17 protein-coding genes are annotated in these 19,232 nt (G+C 72.8%); 12 read left to right on the forward strand and 5 right to left on the reverse strand.

Annotation, left to right across the window (positions count from 1 at the left end):
- The first annotated feature begins 214 nt into the window (after positions 1-214).
- The gene (locus GV126_RS02540; protein WP_159662286.1) at positions 215-1,048 is read left to right on the forward strand and encodes an SAM-dependent methyltransferase; all 834 of its coding nucleotides are present in this window, start codon (positions 215-217) and stop codon (positions 1,046-1,048) included.
- Entirely contained in the window at positions 1,045-3,186 is a 2,142-nt protein-coding gene (locus GV126_RS02545; RefSeq protein WP_159662288.1) for a putative bifunctional diguanylate cyclase/phosphodiesterase, read from the forward strand. The genes GV126_RS02540 and GV126_RS02545 overlap by 4 nt, the downstream gene beginning before the upstream one ends.
- A 90-nt stretch (positions 3,187-3,276) precedes the next feature.
- Here the strand turns inward: GV126_RS02545 and GV126_RS02550 are convergent, their stop codons facing one another.
- Complete coding sequence (locus GV126_RS02550; RefSeq protein ID WP_159662290.1) at positions 3,277-4,155, reverse strand: LysR family transcriptional regulator; 879 nt, start codon at positions 4,153-4,155, stop codon at positions 3,277-3,279.
- A gap of 168 nt (positions 4,156-4,323) precedes the next feature.
- On the opposite strand from GV126_RS02550, the gene GV126_RS02555 reads away from it, so the two are divergent.
- Positions 4,324-5,214 (forward strand): NAD(P)H-binding protein, encoded by an 891-nt coding sequence (locus tag GV126_RS02555; RefSeq protein WP_159662292.1) that lies wholly within the window; start codon positions 4,324-4,326, stop codon positions 5,212-5,214.
- 103 nt (positions 5,215-5,317) lie between these two features.
- Here GV126_RS02555 and GV126_RS02560 read toward each other — a convergent pair whose 3' ends face one another.
- Positions 5,318-6,205 carry a LysR family transcriptional regulator gene (locus GV126_RS02560; RefSeq protein WP_159662294.1) on the reverse strand — a complete coding sequence of 296 codons (888 nt, stop codon included), beginning with the start codon at positions 6,203-6,205 and terminating at the stop codon, positions 5,318-5,320.
- Positions 6,206-6,336: 131 nt separating this feature from the next.
- On the opposite strand from GV126_RS02560, the gene GV126_RS02565 reads away from it, so the two are divergent.
- The 4 genes from GV126_RS02565 to GV126_RS02580 all read left to right on the forward strand — a co-directional run bounded on the left by GV126_RS02565 (position 6,337) and on the right by GV126_RS02580 (position 10,873).
- Entirely contained in the window at positions 6,337-7,008 is a 672-nt protein-coding gene (locus tag GV126_RS02565; protein WP_159673247.1) for a succinate dehydrogenase, read from the forward strand.
- A 1-nt stretch (position 7,009) separates the two neighbouring features.
- Positions 7,010-8,959 carry a fumarate reductase/succinate dehydrogenase flavoprotein subunit gene (locus tag GV126_RS02570; RefSeq protein WP_159662296.1) on the forward strand — a complete coding sequence of 650 codons (1,950 nt, stop codon included), beginning with the start codon at positions 7,010-7,012 and terminating at the stop codon, positions 8,957-8,959.
- Positions 8,956-9,705, forward strand: coding sequence for a succinate dehydrogenase/fumarate reductase iron-sulfur subunit (locus GV126_RS02575; protein ID WP_159662298.1), 750 nt, complete (start codon positions 8,956-8,958; stop codon positions 9,703-9,705). Before GV126_RS02570 ends, GV126_RS02575 begins: the two co-directional genes overlap by 4 nt.
- 130 nt (positions 9,706-9,835) lie before the next feature.
- Positions 9,836-10,873, forward strand: a complete 1,038-nt coding sequence (locus tag GV126_RS02580) for a hypothetical protein (RefSeq protein WP_159662300.1) — start codon at positions 9,836-9,838, stop codon at positions 10,871-10,873.
- Between the two features lie 167 nt (positions 10,874-11,040).
- Here the strand turns inward: GV126_RS02580 and GV126_RS02585 are convergent, their stop codons facing one another.
- Positions 11,041-13,371: an ATP-binding cassette domain-containing protein gene (locus GV126_RS02585; RefSeq protein ID WP_159662302.1), complete on the reverse strand. Its 2,331-nt coding sequence runs from the start codon at positions 13,369-13,371 to the stop codon at positions 11,041-11,043.
- Between the two features lie 209 nt (positions 13,372-13,580).
- On the opposite strand from GV126_RS02585, the gene GV126_RS02590 reads away from it, so the two are divergent.
- Entirely contained in the window at positions 13,581-14,090 is a 510-nt protein-coding gene (locus GV126_RS02590) for a hypothetical protein (protein WP_159662304.1), read from the forward strand.
- A 47-nt stretch (positions 14,091-14,137) separates the two neighbouring features.
- Here GV126_RS02590 and GV126_RS02595 read toward each other — a convergent pair whose 3' ends face one another.
- Both GV126_RS02595 and GV126_RS02600 read right to left on the reverse strand, forming a co-directional pair.
- Entirely contained in the window at positions 14,138-15,136 is a 999-nt protein-coding gene (locus tag GV126_RS02595; protein WP_159662306.1) for an LLM class flavin-dependent oxidoreductase, read from the reverse strand.
- A gap of 124 nt (positions 15,137-15,260) precedes the next feature.
- On the reverse strand, positions 15,261-15,494 hold the full coding sequence (locus GV126_RS02600) for a hypothetical protein (protein WP_159662308.1): 234 nt from the start codon (positions 15,492-15,494) through the stop codon (positions 15,261-15,263).
- Between the two features lie 163 nt (positions 15,495-15,657).
- Between GV126_RS02600 and GV126_RS02605 the strand changes: the two genes are divergently transcribed.
- The 4 genes from GV126_RS02605 (at position 15,658) to GV126_RS02620 (ending at position 19,226) form a co-directional block, all read left to right on the forward strand.
- Positions 15,658-16,125, forward strand: a complete 468-nt coding sequence (locus GV126_RS02605) for a phosphatase domain-containing protein (protein WP_159673249.1) — start codon at positions 15,658-15,660, stop codon at positions 16,123-16,125.
- Between the two features lie 123 nt (positions 16,126-16,248).
- Positions 16,249-17,448, forward strand: coding sequence for an ABC transporter substrate-binding protein (locus tag GV126_RS02610; protein ID WP_159662310.1), 1,200 nt, complete (start codon positions 16,249-16,251; stop codon positions 17,446-17,448).
- Positions 17,449-17,523: 75 nt separating this feature from the next.
- Positions 17,524-18,369, forward strand: a complete 846-nt coding sequence (locus tag GV126_RS02615) for an ABC transporter permease (protein WP_159673251.1) — start codon at positions 17,524-17,526, stop codon at positions 18,367-18,369.
- Between the two features lie 41 nt (positions 18,370-18,410).
- Positions 18,411-19,226, forward strand: coding sequence for an ABC transporter permease (locus tag GV126_RS02620; RefSeq protein WP_159662312.1), 816 nt, complete (start codon positions 18,411-18,413; stop codon positions 19,224-19,226).
- The last annotated feature ends 6 nt before the right edge of the window (positions 19,227-19,232 follow it).

Consider the following 19,232-nt stretch of genomic DNA (forward strand, 5'->3'; position numbering starts at 1 on the left):
GACATGGTGAAGCGCCCCCTCCGCGCCGCCCGGAGGGGGCGCTTCACCATGTCCGCACATCGGTGCAATCCGCCGCGAGGCGGGTGGCATCCACGGCGCGTGCCCGCAGGTGGTGACCGGGAACGGATGGTCAATTTCCGTTTCTGCTCGCCCGTTGGGCGGGCGATCAGTAGCCTCGGCTCGAACACCGGATCGCCTACGTTGTGGAGAGAAGATGGAGCGTCCCGCCTGGGCGCCGCGCAGCATCGACATCTCGGTGCCCAGCGTCGCTCGGATCTACGACTACTACCTGGGCGGTTCGCACAACTTCGAGGTGGACCGGGAAGCGGCCCGCAAGGCCATGGAGTTCATGCCGGGCCTGCCGAAGATCATGCAGGCGAACCGGGCGTTCATGCGCCGTGCCGTGCGCTTCGCCCTGGACGAGGGCGTCACCCAGTTCCTGGACATCGGCTCGGGCATCCCCACCTTCGGCAACGTCCACGAGGTCGCCCAGAGCGCCCGCCCCGGCAGCCGCGTGGTGTACGTGGACCACGACCCGGTGGCGGTCACCCACAGCGAGGCGGTCCTCGCCGACAACGAGGACGCGGACGTCGTCGCGGCCGATCTGCGCAAGCCCCATGAGATCCTCGCGAGCCCCCAGGTGCAACGGCTGATCGACCTGAATCGGCCAGTGGCGCTGCTTCTGGTTGCCATACTGCACTTCGTGGACGACACGGACGACCCCCACGGCGCGGTCGCCGAGCTGCGCGACGCCCTCGCGCCCGGCAGCCTGCTGATCCTCACGCATGCCTCGTACGAGGGAATCCCGTTGCCGCAGGAGCGGAGCCTGGGCGCGGTCGACGTGTACAAAGACATCCGCAACCCGCTGATCATGCGCACGCGCGAGGAGATCGCGCGGTTCTTCGAGGGGTACGACATGGTGGAACCCGGACTGGTGCCGATGCCGCTCTGGCGCCCGGAGACGGCGCCGGAGGACGAGGACCCTTACGCCTTCTCGGGTTTCGCGGGCGTGGGGCGCGTCCCCCGGCAGAGCGGGCGCAGGGCGTGACGGCACAGCCGGACGGGCCGGAGGACAGACTGCGCCGGCTGACGACGATCTGGAGCCGGGCGGTCTTCCCGGTGACCTCCACGTCGCTGACCCGTCCGGAGTTCGAGCGGCGACTCCTGCCGCTGGCGCGTCGGTTGAGCGAGGCCCTGCGGGCCAGGGCGTTCGACGCGGCGGCGGGCGAGGCGGTCGGCGCGGCACTGGGCGACGCCCACTGCACCGCGCCCGAGGCGCTCAGCCGCTCCCTGGACTGCGTGGACGCCTATCTGGTGCTCTACTGCGGCGAGGACGGCGACCAGGAGGACCTGCGCGCCCGCTGCGCGCGGCTGCAGCACGCCATGGCCGCCGGGTTCGCGCGGGCGCTGCGCCGGCGCACCCTCGCCGAGCAGGAGGCCATCGCGCAGGCCGCGTTGCGCGCCCAGGGCGTCGTCGCGCAGGCCCTGCACGCCAGCGAGGCCCGGTTCCGGGCGGTGTTCGAAGGCGCGGCCATAGGCATCGGCATCGCCGACCTGGAGGGCAATGTCCTCCAGGTCAACGGCGCGCTGCTGCGCATGTTCGGCGGCTCGGAGCAGATCCTGCGCGGCCGCAACGTGCGGGACTGGACGCACCCGGAGGACGCCCCGCAGGTGTGGCGGCTGTACGAGGAGCTGGTGCGCGGCGAACGCGAGCACTACCACGTGGAGAAGGCCTTCTCCCGGCCCGACGGCACGGTGCTGTGGACCAACCTCACCGTCTCCCTGCTGCGCGACCCGGACGGCAACCCGCAGTACCAGCTGGCCCTGATGGAGGACACCACCGAGCGCCGGCTGCTCAACCTGCGGCTGCGCTACGAGGCCACCCACGACGCGCTGACCGGCCTGCCCAACCGCACCCTGTTCTTCGAACGCCTGGAGAAGGTGCTGAACGCCGGCGACGGCCGCCGCTTCGGCCTGTGCTACCTGGACCTGGACGGCTTCAAGACCATCAACGACAGCCTCGGGCACGCGGCCGGCGACCGGCTGCTGGTGGAGGTCGCCGACCGGCTGCAGGGGTGCGTGAGCGCGCCCCGCGAGATGGTGGCCCGGCTCGGCGGCGACGAGTTCGTGGCGCTGACCACCGCGGTCGACAGCCGGCGCGAGGTCGACGACCTCGCCTCCCGCATCATGAACGCGCTCGTCGCGCCCGTCCGCATCGACGGCCGGGAGCTGACCGTGCGCGGCAGCATCGGCGTGGTCGAGGGCCCGGTGGGCGAGCGCACCGCCGCGGAGGTGCTGCGCAGCGCCGACATCACCATGTACCGGGCCAAGTCGGCCGGCGGCAACCGCTTCGAACTGGCCGACCCGGAGGCCGACGCCCGCGCCATCACCCGGCACGGCCTGACCACGGCCCTGCCGGCCGCCCTGGAGCGCGGCGAGTTCTTCATCGAGTACCAGCCGCTGGTGCACCTCGGCGACGGCAGTGTGCGCGGCGCCGAGGCGCTGGTGCGCTGGCTGCACCCGCAGCACGGCGTGCTCGGCCCCGACCGGTTCATCCCGCTCGCCGAGCACACCGGGCTGATCGTGCCGCTGGGCCGCTGGGTCATGGAGCAGTCGGTGCGGCAGGCCCGCGAGTGGCGGGAGCGGCACGGCGACGGCGCGGCGGGGCCGCTGCGCATCAACGTCAACCTCTCGCCGTGCCAGCTCAGCCACCCCGGCCTCGTGCAGGACACCGTCGACATCCTGGAGCGCACGGGCGTGACCCCGGACGCGCTGTGCCTGGAGGTCACCGAGTCCGCGCTGATCGGCGCGGACGACGACCTGCTCAAACCGCTGCACCGGCTGGCCGAGATGGGCGTGGACATCGCCCTGGACGACTTCGGCACCGGCTACTCCAACCTGGCCAACCTGCGCCGGCTGCCGGTCCGTGTGCTCAAACTGGACCGCTCCTTCACCCAGGGCATGCAGCAGTTCCCCGCCGACCCCGTGGACCTGAAGATCGTCGAGGGGATCGTCACCCTCGCCCACAGCCTGGACCTCGCGGTCACCGTGGAGGGCGTGGAGACCGGCGCCCAGGCCGAGCAGCTGCGCGTCCTGGGCTGCGACACGGCCCAGGGCTGGTACTACGCCCGCCCCGGCCCCCCGGACCGCCTGCACGAACTGGCCCTGGCGGACGCGACGGGCTGACCACCCGGACCGGCACGGCACGCACGCCGCGGCGTGCGTGCCGATGCGACGCGCCTCCCGCCGGTCCGGGCAGGGCTGTGCCCGTCCGCCTCAGACGGCGGCCGCCGCTGCCGCCTTTGAGTCGGTCAGGGCGGACCGCGTGCGCGTGGCCTCGGCCACGGCGACCGCCGCCCGCACCAGGGCCGCGACGGCCGTCGAGCGGGACTGCTGCGGCCAGGCGATCGACAGGACCGCGGGCGGGGCGTCGGTGACGCGTCGGTAGACGACGTCCGGGCGCGGATAGCGGTCGGCGACGGACGCGGGCAGCAGGCCGACCATGTCGCCCAGCGCGACGAGCGTCAGCATCTGGGCGAGGTCGCGGCCCTCGCTGCGTACGCCGTCCCGGAAGCGGTGCACCTCGCCGGGGCGCAGCCCGAGGTCGGCTGTGGAGAGCAGGTCGCGGGCGGCGAGCGGGTCCCGCGCGGCCAGGACGGCCACCCGCTCCTCGACGACCAGCGTCTCGCTGTCGAGGCCCGTGCGGTCGAACGGGTCGTGGACCAGGGCGACGTCGGCCTCCCCGCGGCGCAGCAGGCGGTGCGACTCCCGCCATGCGCACAGGCGCACCGTGACCGGCACCGCGGCGGGGTCGGCCGCGTACCGTTCGAGGACCGGTTGCAGCAGGCCGGCGTCACCGTCGGCCTTCACCGCCAGGACCAGCCCGGCGTCCGCGGCGGCCGCGCGCCGGGCCCGGCGCCCGGCGGCCTCCAGTGCGTCCAGCGCGATCCGCGCCTCCCCGAGCAGCACCTCGCCGGCCGGGGTCAGGGCGACGCTGTGGGTGGTCCGCTCGAACAGGGTGACCCCGAGGTCCGCCTCCAGCCGGCGGATCGCCCGGGACAGGGGCGGCGGGGAGATGCCGAGCCGTTCGGCGGCCCGGGCGAAGTTCAGTTCCTCGGCCACCGTCACGAAGTAGCGCAGCGGGCGGGACTCCACGGCGTCACCCTCTCCCCGGTCGGTATTGCCTTCAGGGTAACGACCGGGAGCGGATCGGTCCTTCAGTTCCGCGGGCGGTGCGCACAGGATCGATACCGGCCGGAACCCGAGCGGACGCACGCCGTCCGCCGCCGGCTCCCTGTTCCCTCCTGCCTTCTGGAGCATCGCGTGATCGTCGTGACCACCCCCACCGGCCAGATCGGCCGGCAGCTGCTCGCCCGTCTCCTCCACGCCCCGGACCTCGCGGAGCCGGTCCGGGTGATCGTGCGCGACCCGGCGCGCCTGGCGCCCGAGGCCCGGGAGCGGGTCGAGGTGATCCAGGGCTCGCACGCCGACCCGGGCGTGCTGAAGGGGGCCTGTGCTGGCGCCGGCCAGGTGTTCTGGCTGGTGCCGCCCACACCCACCGCGGAGAGCGTCGAGGGCCACTTCGCGGCCTTCACGGAGCCGTTGTGCCAGGTGATCGAGGAGCAGGGGGTGGAGCGGGTGGTCACCGTCTCCACCCTGGGGCGCGGCATCGCGCAGAACGCCGGGCAGATCTCCGCCTCCCTCGCCATGGACGAGCGGATCCGGGCCACGGGCGTGCACCACCGGGCGCTGTGCCCGCCCTTCCTGATGGAGAACTTCCTGGGCCAGGCCGCGACGATCCGCGACCAGGGGGCCTTCTACCTGGCGATGACCGGGCAGCGCGTCCTGCGGACCTGCGCCACCGAGGACATCGCGGCCACGGCGGCCCGGCTGCTGCGCGACGGCACGTGGACGGGGCAGGAGGACGTGCCGCTGGTGGGGCCGGACGACCTGACGCCCGAGGGCATGGCCCGGGTGATGAGCGAGGTGCTGAACCGTCCCGTCCAGGCGCGGCTGGTCGGCTTCGCCGACTACCGGGCGAGCCTGCTCGGCCACGGGGTGAGCGAGGCGTCGGCGCAGGGGCTGGCCGACATGGCGCGGGCCCTGGACGAGCAGGGCTTCTACGGCGCCGTCGTCCCGAGCACGCCGGAGAACGCGCCGACCGGCTTCCGCACCTGGTGCGAGCAGGTGCTGAGGCCGGCCGTCCTCGGCTGAACCGGTCGGCCCCCTGAGCCGGGCGCCCCCTGAGCTGGGCGCCCCCTGAGTCGGGCGCCCTCTGGACCGGCGCCCCGCGGCCCGCTGCCGTGCGCCGCCCGGCTCACCGCTCCAGCAGCATCCGCTGCAGCTCCCGGGCCGCGCGCGGCGGGGCCACGTCGCTGCGGTGGGCGAGCGCGATCGTACGGTGCAGGCCCGGGCGGGCCAGCGGCGTCACGCGCAGGCCGCGCCCGGAGCGGGTGGCCACCATGCGCGGCACGACCGCGACGCCGAGCCCGGCCCGGGCGAAACCCAGCACCGCGTCCATCTCGCCGCCCTCCACCGCGAACTCCGGCTCGAAGCCCTCCGCGCGGCACGCGGCCACCGTCAGTTCCCTCAGGTCGTAGCCGTGCCGGAACATCACCAGGCGCTCGCCCTCCAGGTCCGCGATGCGCACCGTGCGCCGCCCCGGGCCGCCGGGCGCGGGCGCCTCCGGCGAGGAGACCACGACCAGGTCCTCGCGCAGCAGCTCCACCGTGGTCAGCGCGGGGGAGGGGCTGGGCAGCGGCAGCACCACCAGGGCCAGGTCCAGGGCACCGCGGGCCAGCTCGCGCACCAGGTCGTGCGAGCCGCCCTCCTCGACCAGCAGCCGGATGCCGGGGTAGCGGTCGTGGAAGGCGCGCAGCACGTCCGGCAGCAGGCCGGTGCACAGGCTCGGGGTGGCGCCCAGGCGCACCCGGCCCCGGCGCAGCTGCACCAGTTCCTGCACCTCGTGCCGGGCGGTGTCCGCGTCGGCGAGGATCCGCCGGGCCAGCGGCAGCAGCGCCTCCCCGGCGTCGGTGAGCGTGATGTTGCCCCGGGCCCGCAGGAACAGGTCCGCGCCCAGCTCCCGCTCCAGCGCCTTGATCTGCTGGGACAGCGAGGGCTGGGCGACGTGGACCAGGTCGGCGGCCCGGGTGAAGTGCCGGGTCTCGGCGACCGCCACGAAGTACTGGAGCTGTTGGAACTGCACAAAAACCAGCCTAGCCCACTTGATAGTCGCCTCCTATCGAAACCAGCTGCACCATGTCTTGGACCGATGGGGTGCCGCGGTCCTACCGTCATGCCATGGCTCTGGCAACGCGGACGGACCGACGGCCGTCCATGGCGCGCACCGTGTGGGACTCGACCGTCGGCAAGAAGACCGTGATGGCGGTCAGCGGGCTGATCATGCTGCTGTACCTGATCGTCCACATGATCGGGAACCTGAAGATCTACTTCGGGGCCGGCGAGTTCAACCACTACGCCCACTGGCTGCGCACCATCGGCGAGCCGTTCATGCACTACGAGTGGACGCTGTGGATCATCCGCGTGGTGCTGATCGTCGCCGTCGTCGCGCACGCCGTCTCCGCCTACCAGCTCAGCCGCCGCGACATCAAGGCGCGCCCGAGCAAGTACGTGCACTCCCGGCCGAGCGCGAGCTACGCCACCCGCACCATGCGCTGGGGCGGGATCATCCTCGGGCTGTTCATCGTCTGGCACATCCTCGACCTGACCACGGGCACCGTGCACTCCGGCGGGTTCCAGGACGGCCACCCGTACCAGAACGTGGTGGACACCTTCTCCACCTGGTACGGCAACGTCATCTACATCGTCGCCATGCTGGCGCTCGGCCTGCACATCCGGCACGGCTTCTGGAGCGCCGCCCAGACCCTCGGCGTCGGCAGCCGCACCCGCGACCGCGCCCTGAAGACCGTCGCCAACGTCCTCGCACTGCTGCTCACGGCCGGCTTCATCGCCGTCCCCGTGGGCGTGATGACCGGAGTGGTGAGCTGACATGACCTCCTACGCCGACTACACGACCGGCGAGCCGATCGCCGACACCAAGGCCCCCGCCGGGCCCATCCACGAGCGCTGGGACAAGCGCCGGTTCGAGGCCAAGCTGGTCAACCCCGCCAACCGGCGCAAGCAGACGGTGATCATCGTCGGCACCGGTCTGGCCGGCGGCTCCGCGGGCGCCACCCTGGCCGAACAGGGCTACCGCGTCATCCAGTTCTGCTACCAGGACTCCCCGCGCCGCGCCCACTCCATCGCCGCGCAGGGCGGCATCAACGCCGCGAAGAACTACCGCAACGACGGCGACTCGATCCACCGCCTGTTCTACGACACCGTCAAGGGCGGCGACTTCCGCTCCCGCGAGTCCAACGTGCACCGCCTCGCGCAGATCTCCGTGGAGATCATCGACCAGTGCGTGGCACAGGGTGTGCCGTTCGCCCGCGAGTACGGCGGCCTGCTCGACACCCGCTCCTTCGGCGGCGTCCAGGTCTCCCGCACCTTCTACGCCCGCGGCCAGACGGGCCAGCAGCTGCTGCTCGGCGCCTACCAGGCGCTGTCCCGGCAGATCGCCGCCGGGAACATCGAGATGCACCCGCGCACCGAGATGCTCGACCTGATCGTCATCGACGGCCGGGCCCGCGGCATCGTCGCCCGTGACCTGATCACGGGGAAGATCTCCACGTACTTCGCGGACGCCGTCGTCCTCGCCTCCGGCGGCTACGGCAACGTCTTCTACCTGTCGACCAACGCGATGAACTCCAACGCGACCGCCATCTGGCGGGCGCACCGGCGCGGCGCGTACTTCGCCAACCCCTGCTTCACGCAGATCCACCCGACCTGCATCCCGCGCACCGGCGACCACCAGTCGAAGCTGACGCTGATGAGCGAGTCGCTGCGCAACGACGGCCGGATCTGGGTGCCCAAGGCCAAGGGCGACACCCGCCCGCCGAACGAGATCCCCGAGGACGAGCGCGACTACTACCTGGAGCGCATCTACCCGTCCTTCGGCAACCTGGTGCCCCGCGACATCGCCTCCCGCGCCGCGAAGAACGTGTGCGACGAGGGCCGCGGCGTCGGCCCCGGCGGCCAGGGCGTCTACCTGGACTTCGCGGACGCCATCCGGCGCATGGGCCGCAAGAAGGTCGAGGAGAAGTACGGCAACCTCTTCGACATGTACGAGCGGATCACCGCGGAGAACCCCTACGAGGTGCCGATGCGGATCTACCCCGCCGTGCACTACACGATGGGCGGCCTGTGGGTCGACTACGACCTGCAGACCACGATCCCCGGCCTGTTCGCGATCGGCGAGGCCAACTTCTCCGACCACGGCGCCAACCGCCTCGGCGCCTCCGCGCTGATGCAGGGCCTGGCCGACGGCTACTTCGTGTTGCCGGCCACCATCAACGACTACCTGGCCCGCAACCCGCACAAGGACGAGGTGCGCGCCGACCACCCGGTGGTGCAGGAGGTCCTCGCCGAGACCGAGGACCGGCTCAACCTGCTGCTGTCCGTCGACGGCGACCGCACCCCCGACTCCTTCCACCGCGAACTCGGCGAACTCATGTGGGAGTTCTGCGGCATGGCCCGCAACGAGTCCGGTCTGCGCAAGGCGCTGGAGCGCATCCCGCAGATCCGCGAGGAGTTCTGGCGGCGCATCAAGGTCCCCGGCAGCGGCGAGGAGCTGAACCAGTCCCTGGAGAAGGCCAACCGCATCGTCGACTACCTGGAACTGGCCGAGCTGATGTGCCTGGACGCCCTGCACCGCACCGAGTCCTGCGGCGGCCACTTCCGCGAGGAGTCCCAGACCCCCGACGGCGAAGCGGCCCGCAAGGACGACGAGTTCTCCTATGCGGCCGCCTGGGAGTTCACCGGCACCGGCGAGGCCCCCACCCTGCACAAGGAAGACCTGGTCTTCGAGTACGTCCACCCCACCCAGCGGAGCTACGCATGAAGCTCACCCTGCGCGTCTGGCGGCAGAAGAACGCCGACGCCGACGGCGCCATGTCCACCTACGAGGTGGACGGCATCTCGCCCGACATGTCCTTCCTGGAGATGCTGGACGTCCTCAACGAACAGCTCATCCTCTCCGGTGAGGAACCCGTCGCCTTCGACCACGACTGCCGCGAGGGCATCTGCGGCGCGTGCAGCCTGGTCATCAACGGCGAGGCGCACGGACCGGAGCGCACCACCACCTGCCAGCTGCACATGCGGTCCTTCAAGGACGGCGACACCATCGACATCGAACCGTGGCGGGCGGCCGCGTTCCCGGTGGTGAAGGACCTGGTGGTGGACCGCTCGGCCTTCGACCGGATCATCCAGGCCGGCGGCTACATCACCGCGCCCACCGGCTCCGCGCCCGAGGCCCACGCCACGCCCGTGCCCAAGCCGGACGCCGACTACGCCTTCGAGCACGCCGAGTGCATCGGCTGCGGGGCGTGCGTGGCCGCCTGCCCCAACGGCGCGGCGATGCTGTTCACCTCCGCGAAGGTCAACCACCTCAACGTCCTGCCGCAGGGCGCGCCCGAGCGCGAGACCCGGGTGCTGGACATGGTGGCCCAGATGGACGCGGAAGGCTTCGGCGGCTGCACCCTGACCGGTGAGTGCGCCACCGCCTGCCCCAAGGGCATCCCACTCACCTCCATCACCCACATGAACAAGGAGTGGCTGCGCGCGACCCGGAAGGTCGCCAAGCGGTAGACCGCAGCCGCCGAGACGTTCGCCGAGGGGCGGACGGGCGGGGCCGGACGTGGTGCTCGTCTCCGGCCCCGCCTCGCCTCGTCCCGCGCAGGGCACGGCCGTTGTCGTACCCCCTCGGTACTCTTCCCGCATGATCTTCACGAGCCAGGGGAGGGAGCGGTTCCTCGACGCCGTCAGCGGCTTCGAGACCGCTGTCCGTGAGCAGGACGCCGACCGGTCCCCGCAGGCGTTCCAGGAACTGCACCGCCGCTACCGCGAAGCGGACGAGCACGAGATCGAGCAGGCCGCGCCCCGGCTCGCCGCGCTGCTGCCCGCTGTGCCGCCCGGACCCCGCGGCGTGCTCGCCGTGGTGGTCGGCGCCTGCGTCGAGCGCGGCGCCGACCCGGTGCCCTGCGCACCGCACGTCTTCGACGGGCTTGCCGGGACACTCGCCGACGCCGCGACGTTCTGCGAGCGCTGGGCGGCGACCGGGGGTGGCGACCTGCCCGACCCGGACGCCGGCGACCCCGAGCCCGGAGTCGTCGAGCGCACCGGCTGGGAGGCCGCCCAGGCCTGGTGGACGCTGCCGCAGTGGGAGATGGCGAGCGTGGCGATGCTCCAGGACCGCGCGGTGCGCACCGGGCTCGACACCGCCCGGCGCACCGAGCTGCTGCGCGCGCTGTCGGCCGTGGAGGAGTGCTCCGGGCGCCCCTTCAAATGCCTGGCCTACGCCCTGCTGGTGCTGGACGACGAGCCGCTCGTCGTCGTCCACCGCCGCAGCGGCACCGGCTACGCGCTGCGGATGCACGGCATCGGCGACAACTTCCAGCTGCACACCCTGCTCGCCGACGTGCTCGTGGGCGGCGGCCACCTGCCGGGGCGGGCCCCCTCCGCCCAGGAGGCCGCGGTCTGCCGCGACGCACCGGGCCAGGTCCCCACGACCGGCTCGTTCAACCTCGTCTCGCCCGACGGCGAGTGGATCTGGAACGAGGGCACGCCCAGCGACATACCCGTCGTCGACGGCGTCCGGCTGCTGGTTTTGGACCCGCCTCCGTACGAGCGCGGCTGGCCCGCGGGCCGGTTCTTCCCCGGCATGACGGGCGACCTGGTGCTCGAACGCGTCCTCGACGCCGAGGAGAGCGCCCGGTGGGCGGCCCGGTGCGCACCGCCGCGCACCCCGGCCGGCTGACCGCCGCAGGCACGGCCGGCTGACCGCCGCGCACCACGGCCGGCTGACCGCGGCAGGCACGGGCGGGTGACTGCCGCCGGCACGGGCGGCCCGCCCGCCGGTGGCAACGGTGCGGCACCGTTGCCACCACGGCCCCGCGCGCGGCCCCGCGCCGGCTGAGGCGCGCCTCAGCCCAGGGCACGGGCCAGGTACGGCGCCGTCGCGCTCTCCTGCGCCCGCGCCACCTGCTCCGGCGGCCCGGACGCCACGATCCGGCCGCCCGCGTCTCCGCCGCCCGGGCCGAGGTCGATCACCCAGTCGGCACCGGCCACGACGGACATGTCGTGCTCGACGACGACCACGGTGTGCCCGGCGTCGACCAGCCCGTGCAACTGCCGCATCAGCACCTCGACGTCGGCCGGGTGCAGCCCGGTCGTCGGCTCGTCCAGCAGGTACAGGGTGTGTCCGCGGCGCCCGCGCTGCAGCTCGTTCGCCAGCTTGATGCGCTGCGCCTCGCCACCGGACAGCTCCGTCGCCGGCTGGCCCAGACGCAGATAGCCGAGGCCGACGTCCAGGAGGGCGGCGAGGCTGCGGGCGACGGCCGGGGTGTCCGCGAAGAACTCGGCCGCGCCCTCCACCGTCAGGTCCAGCACCTGCGCGATGTTCCGCCCGCGGTGGGCCACCTCCAGGGTCTCCGGGTTGTAGCGGGCGCCGCCGCAGTCCGGGCAGGGGGCGTACGTGCTGGGCAGGGACAGCAGCTCGACGCTGACGAACCCCTCGCCCTGACACGTCTCGCACCGCCCACCGACCACGTTGAACGAGAAACGCCCGACCCCGTACCCGCGCCGGCGCGCCTCCTCGGTCCCCGCGAACACCTTCCGCACGGTGTCGAACAGCCCCGTGTAGGTGGCCAGGTTGGACCGCGGGGTCCGCCCGATCGGCCGCTGGTCCACGGACACCAGCCGTCCGACACCGGGCAGGTCCTCGGTGATCGCCCCGATCAGCGTCGACTTCCCGGACCCGGACACACCGGTGACCGCGGTGAGCGCGCCCAGCGGGAACGCGGCCGTCACCCCGCGCAGGTTGTGCCGGGTGACCGGCCCGACGGTCAGCTGCCCGCGCGGGGCACGGGCCGCGCGCGCCGGAGCGGGGGAGCGGCCGAACAGGTACCGGGCCGTCGCCGACTCCTCCACCTCCGCCAGCTCGGCCACCGGCCCGCTGTGCAGCACCCGGCCCCCGTGCTCCCCGGCGCGCGGACCGACGTCCACCACCCAGTCGGCGCCGCGCACCACCTCCAGGTGGTGCTCCACCACGAACACCGAGTTCCCGGCGGCCTTGAGCCGGCCCAGCACCCTGATCAGGGCCTCGGTGTCCGCCGGGTGCAGCCCCGCCGACGGCTCGTCCAGCACGTACACCACCCCGAACAGCCCCGAACGCAGCTGGGTGGCCAGCCGCAACCGCTGCAGCTCGCCCGCCGACAGGGTGGGCGCGGACCGGTCGAGGCTGAGATAGCCCAGGCCCAGCTCGACCACGGGGGCGATCCGGGACTTCAGGTCGTCGGTGAGGACCCGGGCCACCTCGCTCGTGCCCTGCAACGTTCGAGCCAGCTCGGTCAGCGGCAGCGCGGCCAGCTCGGCGATGGTGCGCCCCGCGAAGGTGACCGCCAGCGCCTCGGGCCGCAGCCTGCTGCCACCGCAGTCCGGGCACGGTGCAAAGACGAGGAAACGCTCGGCCTTCGCCCGCAGCGCGGGGCTCTTGGAGTCGGCGAACGTCTTCAGCACATACCGGCGGGCGCTCATGTACGTGCCCTGGTAGGGCCGTTGGATCCGGTCGGCGTCCCGCACCGGGTGCACGGTGACCACCGGCTGCTCGTCCGTGAACAGGATCCACCGCCGCTGCTCGGCGGGCAGCTCGCGCCAGGGCCGGTCGACGTCGTACCCGAGCGCGTCGAGGATGTCCCGCAGGTTCTTGCCCTGCCAGGCACCCGGCCACGCGGCGATCGCGCCGTCCCGGATCGACAGCGACGGATCGGGGACGAGCAGTTCCTCGGTCGTGCGGTGCACCCGCCCGATCCCGTGGCACCGCGGGCACGCCCCGGCCGCCGTGTTCGGCGAGAACGCGTCCGACTCCAGCCGCTCGGCGCCCGGCGGGTACGTGCCCGCCCGGGAGAACAGCATCCGCAGCGAGTTGGACAGGTTCGTCACGGTCCCCACCGACGACCGCGACGTCGGTGCCGCCCGCCGCTGCTCCAGCGACACCGCCGGCGGCAGCCCGCTGATCTCCGCGACCTTCGGCGCCCCCACCTGGTGGATGAGCCGCCGCGCGTAGGGCGCCACCGACTCGAAGTACCGCCGCTGCGCCTCCGCGTAGACGGTCCCGAACGCCAGCGACGACTTCCCCGACCCCGACACCCCGGTGAACACCACCAGCGCGTCCCGCGGAATGTCGACGTCGACCCCTTGGAGGTTGTGCTCCCGGGCACCTCGGACGCGGACGAAAGGGTCGTGGGGGGTGTGCATGGTGGGGCTCCGGACGGGGCGGACACGGGTGGAACAGGCCGGGCGGACAAACCCCGCAAGTCTACGTCGCCGCTCCCCGCAGGGCGTGCGACGAGGATCATGCTGCGCCGAAGCACCACCACGCGCCCCCCGGGCCGAGGGATGCCGGAAAGTGCCCTTGGGCAATGACTGAGGCGTACGACCACCCCTCACGAGAGGAACACATGCTCATGAGCCGACGCATGGCCCGTCCCGCCGCCCTCGCCGCCGGAGCGGTGCTGCTCCCCTCGGGCCTGCTGGCGGCGAGCGCGACCGCCGCCACCGCCGCCCCCGCCAAGTACTCGCAGGCGGCTGCCGAGAAGCAGCTGAAACGGGCGGGCGTCACCTGGGTCTCGTCGGGCCGGTGCAGCAACCGGTACAACAAGAGGTGCACGTCCTTCGACCAGATCAACAAGAGCACCGTCGCCGGCGTGATCGACTTCAAGAAGGCCAGCAAGTGCGCCGTGACGCTGACCGCCGGCACGGAGAAGGGGCACGCGTCGGGCACGTACAGCCACTGGAACGGCTACAAGGTGGACATCAAGCTGACGTCGTGTGTGAACGCGTACATCACCCACAAGTTCCGGTACGTGGGCGAGCGCAAGGGTGACCACGCGAAGCAGTACAAGTCCCCGGCGGGCAACATCTACGCCCGTGAGGGCTCGCACTGGGATGTGACCTACTACCGCGCCGCCCGCTGACGCGCACCGGGCGGGGCCGGCCGTCGTGTCGGCCCCGCCCGGCCGGGCTACGCGGTGAACAGCGCTGCCAGGCGCCGGTAGGAGTCCAGCAGGGCCTGCCGGTCGTAGGTGCTCGTGGTGACCAGGACCTCCTGGGCGCCGGTGTCCTTCAAAGCCGCCTCCAGCGCGTCGGCGACCTGCTCCTCGGTGCCGGTGATGTGGCCGGTCAGACCCGACTCGTACAGCTCGCGTTCCTTGGCGGTCATCACCAGCGACTCGACCCGCTCGGCGGGCGGCAGGGGCGGGAACGTGCCGTGGGTGCGGGCGTGGGCCATGGACCAGGCCTCCGGCAGGAGGATCCGGCGTGCCTCGGCGGGGGTGGCGGCCACCGCGACGGTGCCGGAGATCACGACGTACGGCTCCGGCGCCCAGGCGGAGGGGCGGAAGGCCGCGCGGTAGCGGTCGATGCCGCGCAGCATCCGCTCCCGGTCGCGCAGGTCGCCGATGACCATCGGCAGGCCCGCGCGGGCCGCGATCACCGCGCCCTCACCCATCGCCAATACGAACGGCGGCACCCGCAGTCCCTCGCTGGGCCGCGCGTGCGCCCCGGTGGGGGAGGTGCCCGCGAACCAGGCCGGCAGGTCCGCCAGCTGGGCCGCGAAGTCCTCGGCCGCGTGCTTGTCCCGGCCCAGCGCCTTGCGCACGCCGTCGGTGAAGCCCACCGAGCGGCCGAGCCCCATGTCGATGCGCCCCGGGTACAGCGACTCCAGCACGCCGAACTGCTCGGCGACGACCAGCGGCTGGTGGTTGGGCAGCATCACCCCGCCCGTGCCCACCCGGATCGTGCGGGTGGCCGCGGCGACGGCGGCGGCCAGCACGGTCGGCGCGGAACCGGCGACACCGGGCACCCCGTGGTGCTCCGACACCCAGAAACGGTGGTAGCCGAGCCGCTCCGCCTGCCGGGCCAGCGCCACCGTGTCCCGCAAAGCCTCGGCGGCCGGACGTCCCTCCCGGGTGCGGGAGCGGTCGAGGACGGAGAAGCGCACGGACGCGATCAGGGAACTCACACATCTTTCAACGACCGGGAGCGGCCATGATTCCCGGGGCCGTGCCGGGCCGGGCCGGGCCGGGCCGTGCCGCGACAGGGCGGGCCGGGAGAGCGAGGCGGCGGCCCGTGGAGCCAGGCGACGGTCAGGGCGCGGTGCCGTCCGGTTCCGGGCCCCAGTACTCCGGTCCGCCGCCGCGCCAGTCGATCAGCGGGGAGACCGCGACGTCCGCGGGGTCCACCTCCAGCCCGGCGCGGCGCAGGAACTCGGCGACGTCCGCGACGTTGTAGGCCAGCCCCAGGATCTCGCCGTTCACGCGCACGCGCCGACCGCCCGTCGGGGACGGCGGGTGCACGGTCACGGGCAGCGCTCCGGACATGTTCCCAGCATCGGGCGCCCGGGCCGCTCACGCATCCGGACATCGTCCCGGCGTCGTCCGGGGGTGTCCCGGCGCCGTCTAGGGTGGCGTCGTGACGGACAGCAGCAGCACCACGGGCGGCAGCACGCCGGGCGGCGGTTCGACGGACCGCGGCGAACGGCCCCTGGCCGTGTTCGACCTGGACAACACCCTCGCCGACACCGCGCACCGGCAGCGGTTCCTGCGGCGGCGGCCCCGGGACTGGGACGGCTTCTTCGCCGCCGCGCCCGCGGACCCGCCGATCCCCGAGGGCGTCACGCTGGCCCGCGACAGCGCGCGCGAGTGCGAGGTCGTGTACCTCACCGGGCGGCCCGAGCGCTGCCGCCGGGACACGCTCGACTGGCTCGCCGCCCACGGACTGCCCCCGGGGCCCGTCCACATGCGGCGCGACGAGGACCGCAGGCCCGCCCGCCGCACCAAACTGGAGATCCTGCGCCGGCTCGGCCGCGACCGGGAGATCCGCGTCCTCGTGGACGACGACGAGCTGGTGTGCGACGACGCCGAGCGGGCGGGGTTCCGCGTGCTGCGCGCCCGCTGGGCCGCCGCGTCCACGGAGCTGCGGGACGCGCAGGAGCGCGAAGGCCGCACCTGAGCGGCAACCCGGGACCAGGAGCCGACCCGCGTACGGCCGCAGCAGGACCCGGCGGCCCGCGCACGACCGGGGCAGGACCCCCGACGCCCGCTGAACCGCCCCCGTCCCCCTGGGAGTCACGCCGTGCGCCTCACCCGAAGCATCCGGGCGGCCGTCGCCGCCGCCCTGCTCCTCGCCGCCACCGCCTGCGGATCCTCCGGCGGCGGTGGCGGCTCCGCGTCCACCGGCCTGAACCCGCCCGACCTGAAGGCGCCGACGAAGCTCGGCAAGCCCGAGGGTCAGGTCAACCTGATCGCCTGGGCCGGCTACGTCGAGGACGGTTCCAACGACCCCAAGGTCGACTGGGTCAGCGACTTCGAGAAGCAGACCGGCTGCCAGGTCCGCTCCAAGGTCGCGGCCAGCTCAGACGAGATGGTCAAGCTGATGAAGACCGGCGAGTACGACGCCGTCTCCGCCTCCGGCGACGCCTCCCTGCGCCTGATCGCCTCCGGCGACGCCGCCCCGGTCAACACCGACCTCGTGCCGAACTACAAGGACGTCTTCCCCGACCTGAAGATGCAGCCCTGGAACTCCGTCAAGGGCACGGCCTACGGCATCCCGCACGGGCGCGGCGCCAACCTGCTGATGTACAACACCGCGAAGGTGAAACCGGCCCCCACCTCCTGGTCGGCCGTCTTCGACGGCGCCTCCGCGTACAAGGGCCACGTCACGGCGTACGACTCGCCCATCTACATCGCCGACGCCGCCCTGTACCTGAAGGCCACCAAGCCCGAGCTGAAGATCAAGGACCCCTACGCGCTGGACCAGAAGCAGTTCGACGCCGCCGTGGACCTGCTCAAGCAGCAGAACAAGAACGTCGGCGAGTACTGGAGCGACTACTTGAAGGAGGTCTCCGCGTTCAAGAGCGGCGACTCCGTGATCGGCACCACTTGGCAGGTGATCGCCAACCTCGCCGCCTCCGAAGGCGCGAAGGTCAAGGCGTTCGTGCCGAAGGAGGGATCCACCGGCTGGTCCGACACCTGGATGGTCTCCGCCAAGGCCAAGCACCCGACCTGCGCCTACAAGTGGCTGGACTGGATCGTCTCCCCGAAGGTCAACGCCCAGGTCGCCGAGTACTTCGGCGAGGCCCCGGCCAACGCCAAGGCGTGCGAGCAGACCAGCGACAAGAGCTTCTGCGCCACCTACCACGCCGGCGACACCGCCTACTGGAAGCGGATCGCCTTCTGGAACACGCCCATCGAGCAGTGCCTGGACGGCCGCACCGACGTCAAGTGCGTCCCGTACGCGAAGTGGGTGCAGGCCTGGACCGAGATCAAGGGCTGAGCCGTGACCGCCACCGCCCCGGCACCGCAGGCCGACCCGGCCGCCGGACCGCGCCCGCCAGGCGCCGTCCGGCGGCTGGCCGGAGCCCTGCACCGCCGCCCCCGGCTGCGCCTGTCCCTGCTGCTGGCCGCCCCGCTGCTGTGGCTGGCCGTGCTCTACCTCGGCTCGCTCGCCGTGCTGTTCGTCTCCGCGTTCTGGACGACGAACTCCTTCACCTCCCAGGTCGTCAAGGTCTGGTCCACCGACAACGTCCGCGCCCTGTTCACCACCCCGGTCTACCGCGAGGTGATCGTGCGCAGCGTCGCCGTCGCGCTCGCCGTCACGGTGCTGTGCGCGGTGATCGCCTTTCCGCTGGCGTTCTTCACCGCGCGGGTGGCCCGGCCGAGGTGGCGCCCGCTGCTGGTGGTGGCCATCCTCACCCCGCTGTGGGCGAGTTACCTGGTCAAGGTGTACGCCTGGCGGCTGATCCTGTCCGAGGGCGGCCTCGCGGACTGGATGCTCAGACCCTTCGGGCTCTCCGGGCCCGGGTTCGGGCTGCCGGCGGCCGTGCTGACGCTGACGTACCTGTGGCTGCCGTACATGATCCTGCCGGTCCACACCGCGCTGGAGCAGCTGCCGGCGGGCCTGCTCGACGCCTCCGCCGACCTGGGCGCCCGGCCCGGGCGCACCTTCCGGTCGGTGGTGCTGCCCCTGGTGCTGCCGTCGGTCGCGGCCGGCTCGGTGTTCACCTTCTCGCTCAGTCTCGGTGACTACATCACCGTGCAGATCGTCGGTGGCAAGACCCAGCTCATCGGCAACCTCGTGTACTCCAACATCGAGCTGAACCTGCCCATGGCGGCCGCCCTCGGCCTCGTCCCGGTCGTCGTCATCGTGCTCTACCTGCTGGCGATGCGCCGCACCGGCGCGCTCAGCAGCCTCTGACCGCCCTCACCCGTCCGTCGTCCCAGGGGGTGTCCCCCGTCATGCAGCTCTCCCGCGGCGCGCGCATCGCCCTGCGCCTCGCCGCCGCCGTCGGCTTCGCGGTCATCTACGTCCCGCTGCTGCTGGTCCTCGTCAACTCCCTCAACCCCGACCGCAGCGCGAGCTGGCCGCCGCCCGGCCTGACCGGGCACTGGTGGGCGGTGGCCTGGCACAACTCCGGCGCCCGCGGCGCGCTGTGGACGTCGGTGAGGGCGGGGCTCGGCGCGACCGCGATCGCCCTGGTCCTCGGCACGCTCATCGCCTTCGCGGTGGCCCGTCACCGCTTCTTCGGCCGCGGCACCGTCTCCTTCGTGGTCGTCCTGCCCATCGCGCTGCCCGGCATCGTCACCGGCATCGCCCTGAACTCCGCGTTCTCCACGGTGCTGGAGCCGCTCGGGGTCGGCCTCGGCCTGTTCACCGTGGTCGTCGGTCACGCCACCTTCTGCATCGTGGTGGTGTTCAACAACGTCGTCGCCCGGTTGCGCCGCACCTCCGGCTCGTACGAGGAGGCGGCGATGGACCTGGGCGCGCACACCTTCCGCGCCTTCGCCGACGTCACCTTCCCGCTGGTGCGCTCGGCCCTGTTCGCGGGCGGGCTGCTGGCGTTCGCGCTGTCCTTCGACGAGATCGTGGTGACCACCTTCACCGCCGGGCCCGGTGTCGAGACCCTGCCGATCTGGATCTTCGACAACATGACCCGGCCACAGCAGGCTCCGGTGGTCAACGTCGTCGCGGCCGTGTTGGTGCTGCTGTCCGTGGTGCCGATCTACCTCGCCCAGCGGCTGTCGGCGGACACGGCGTCCGGCAGCCGCGTCTGACGCGAT

Origin of the sequence: Streptomyces mexicanus (assembly GCF_902506575.1) — a bacterium.
GTDB classification, from domain to species: domain Bacteria; phylum Actinomycetota; class Actinomycetes; order Streptomycetales; family Streptomycetaceae; genus Streptomyces; species Streptomyces mexicanus.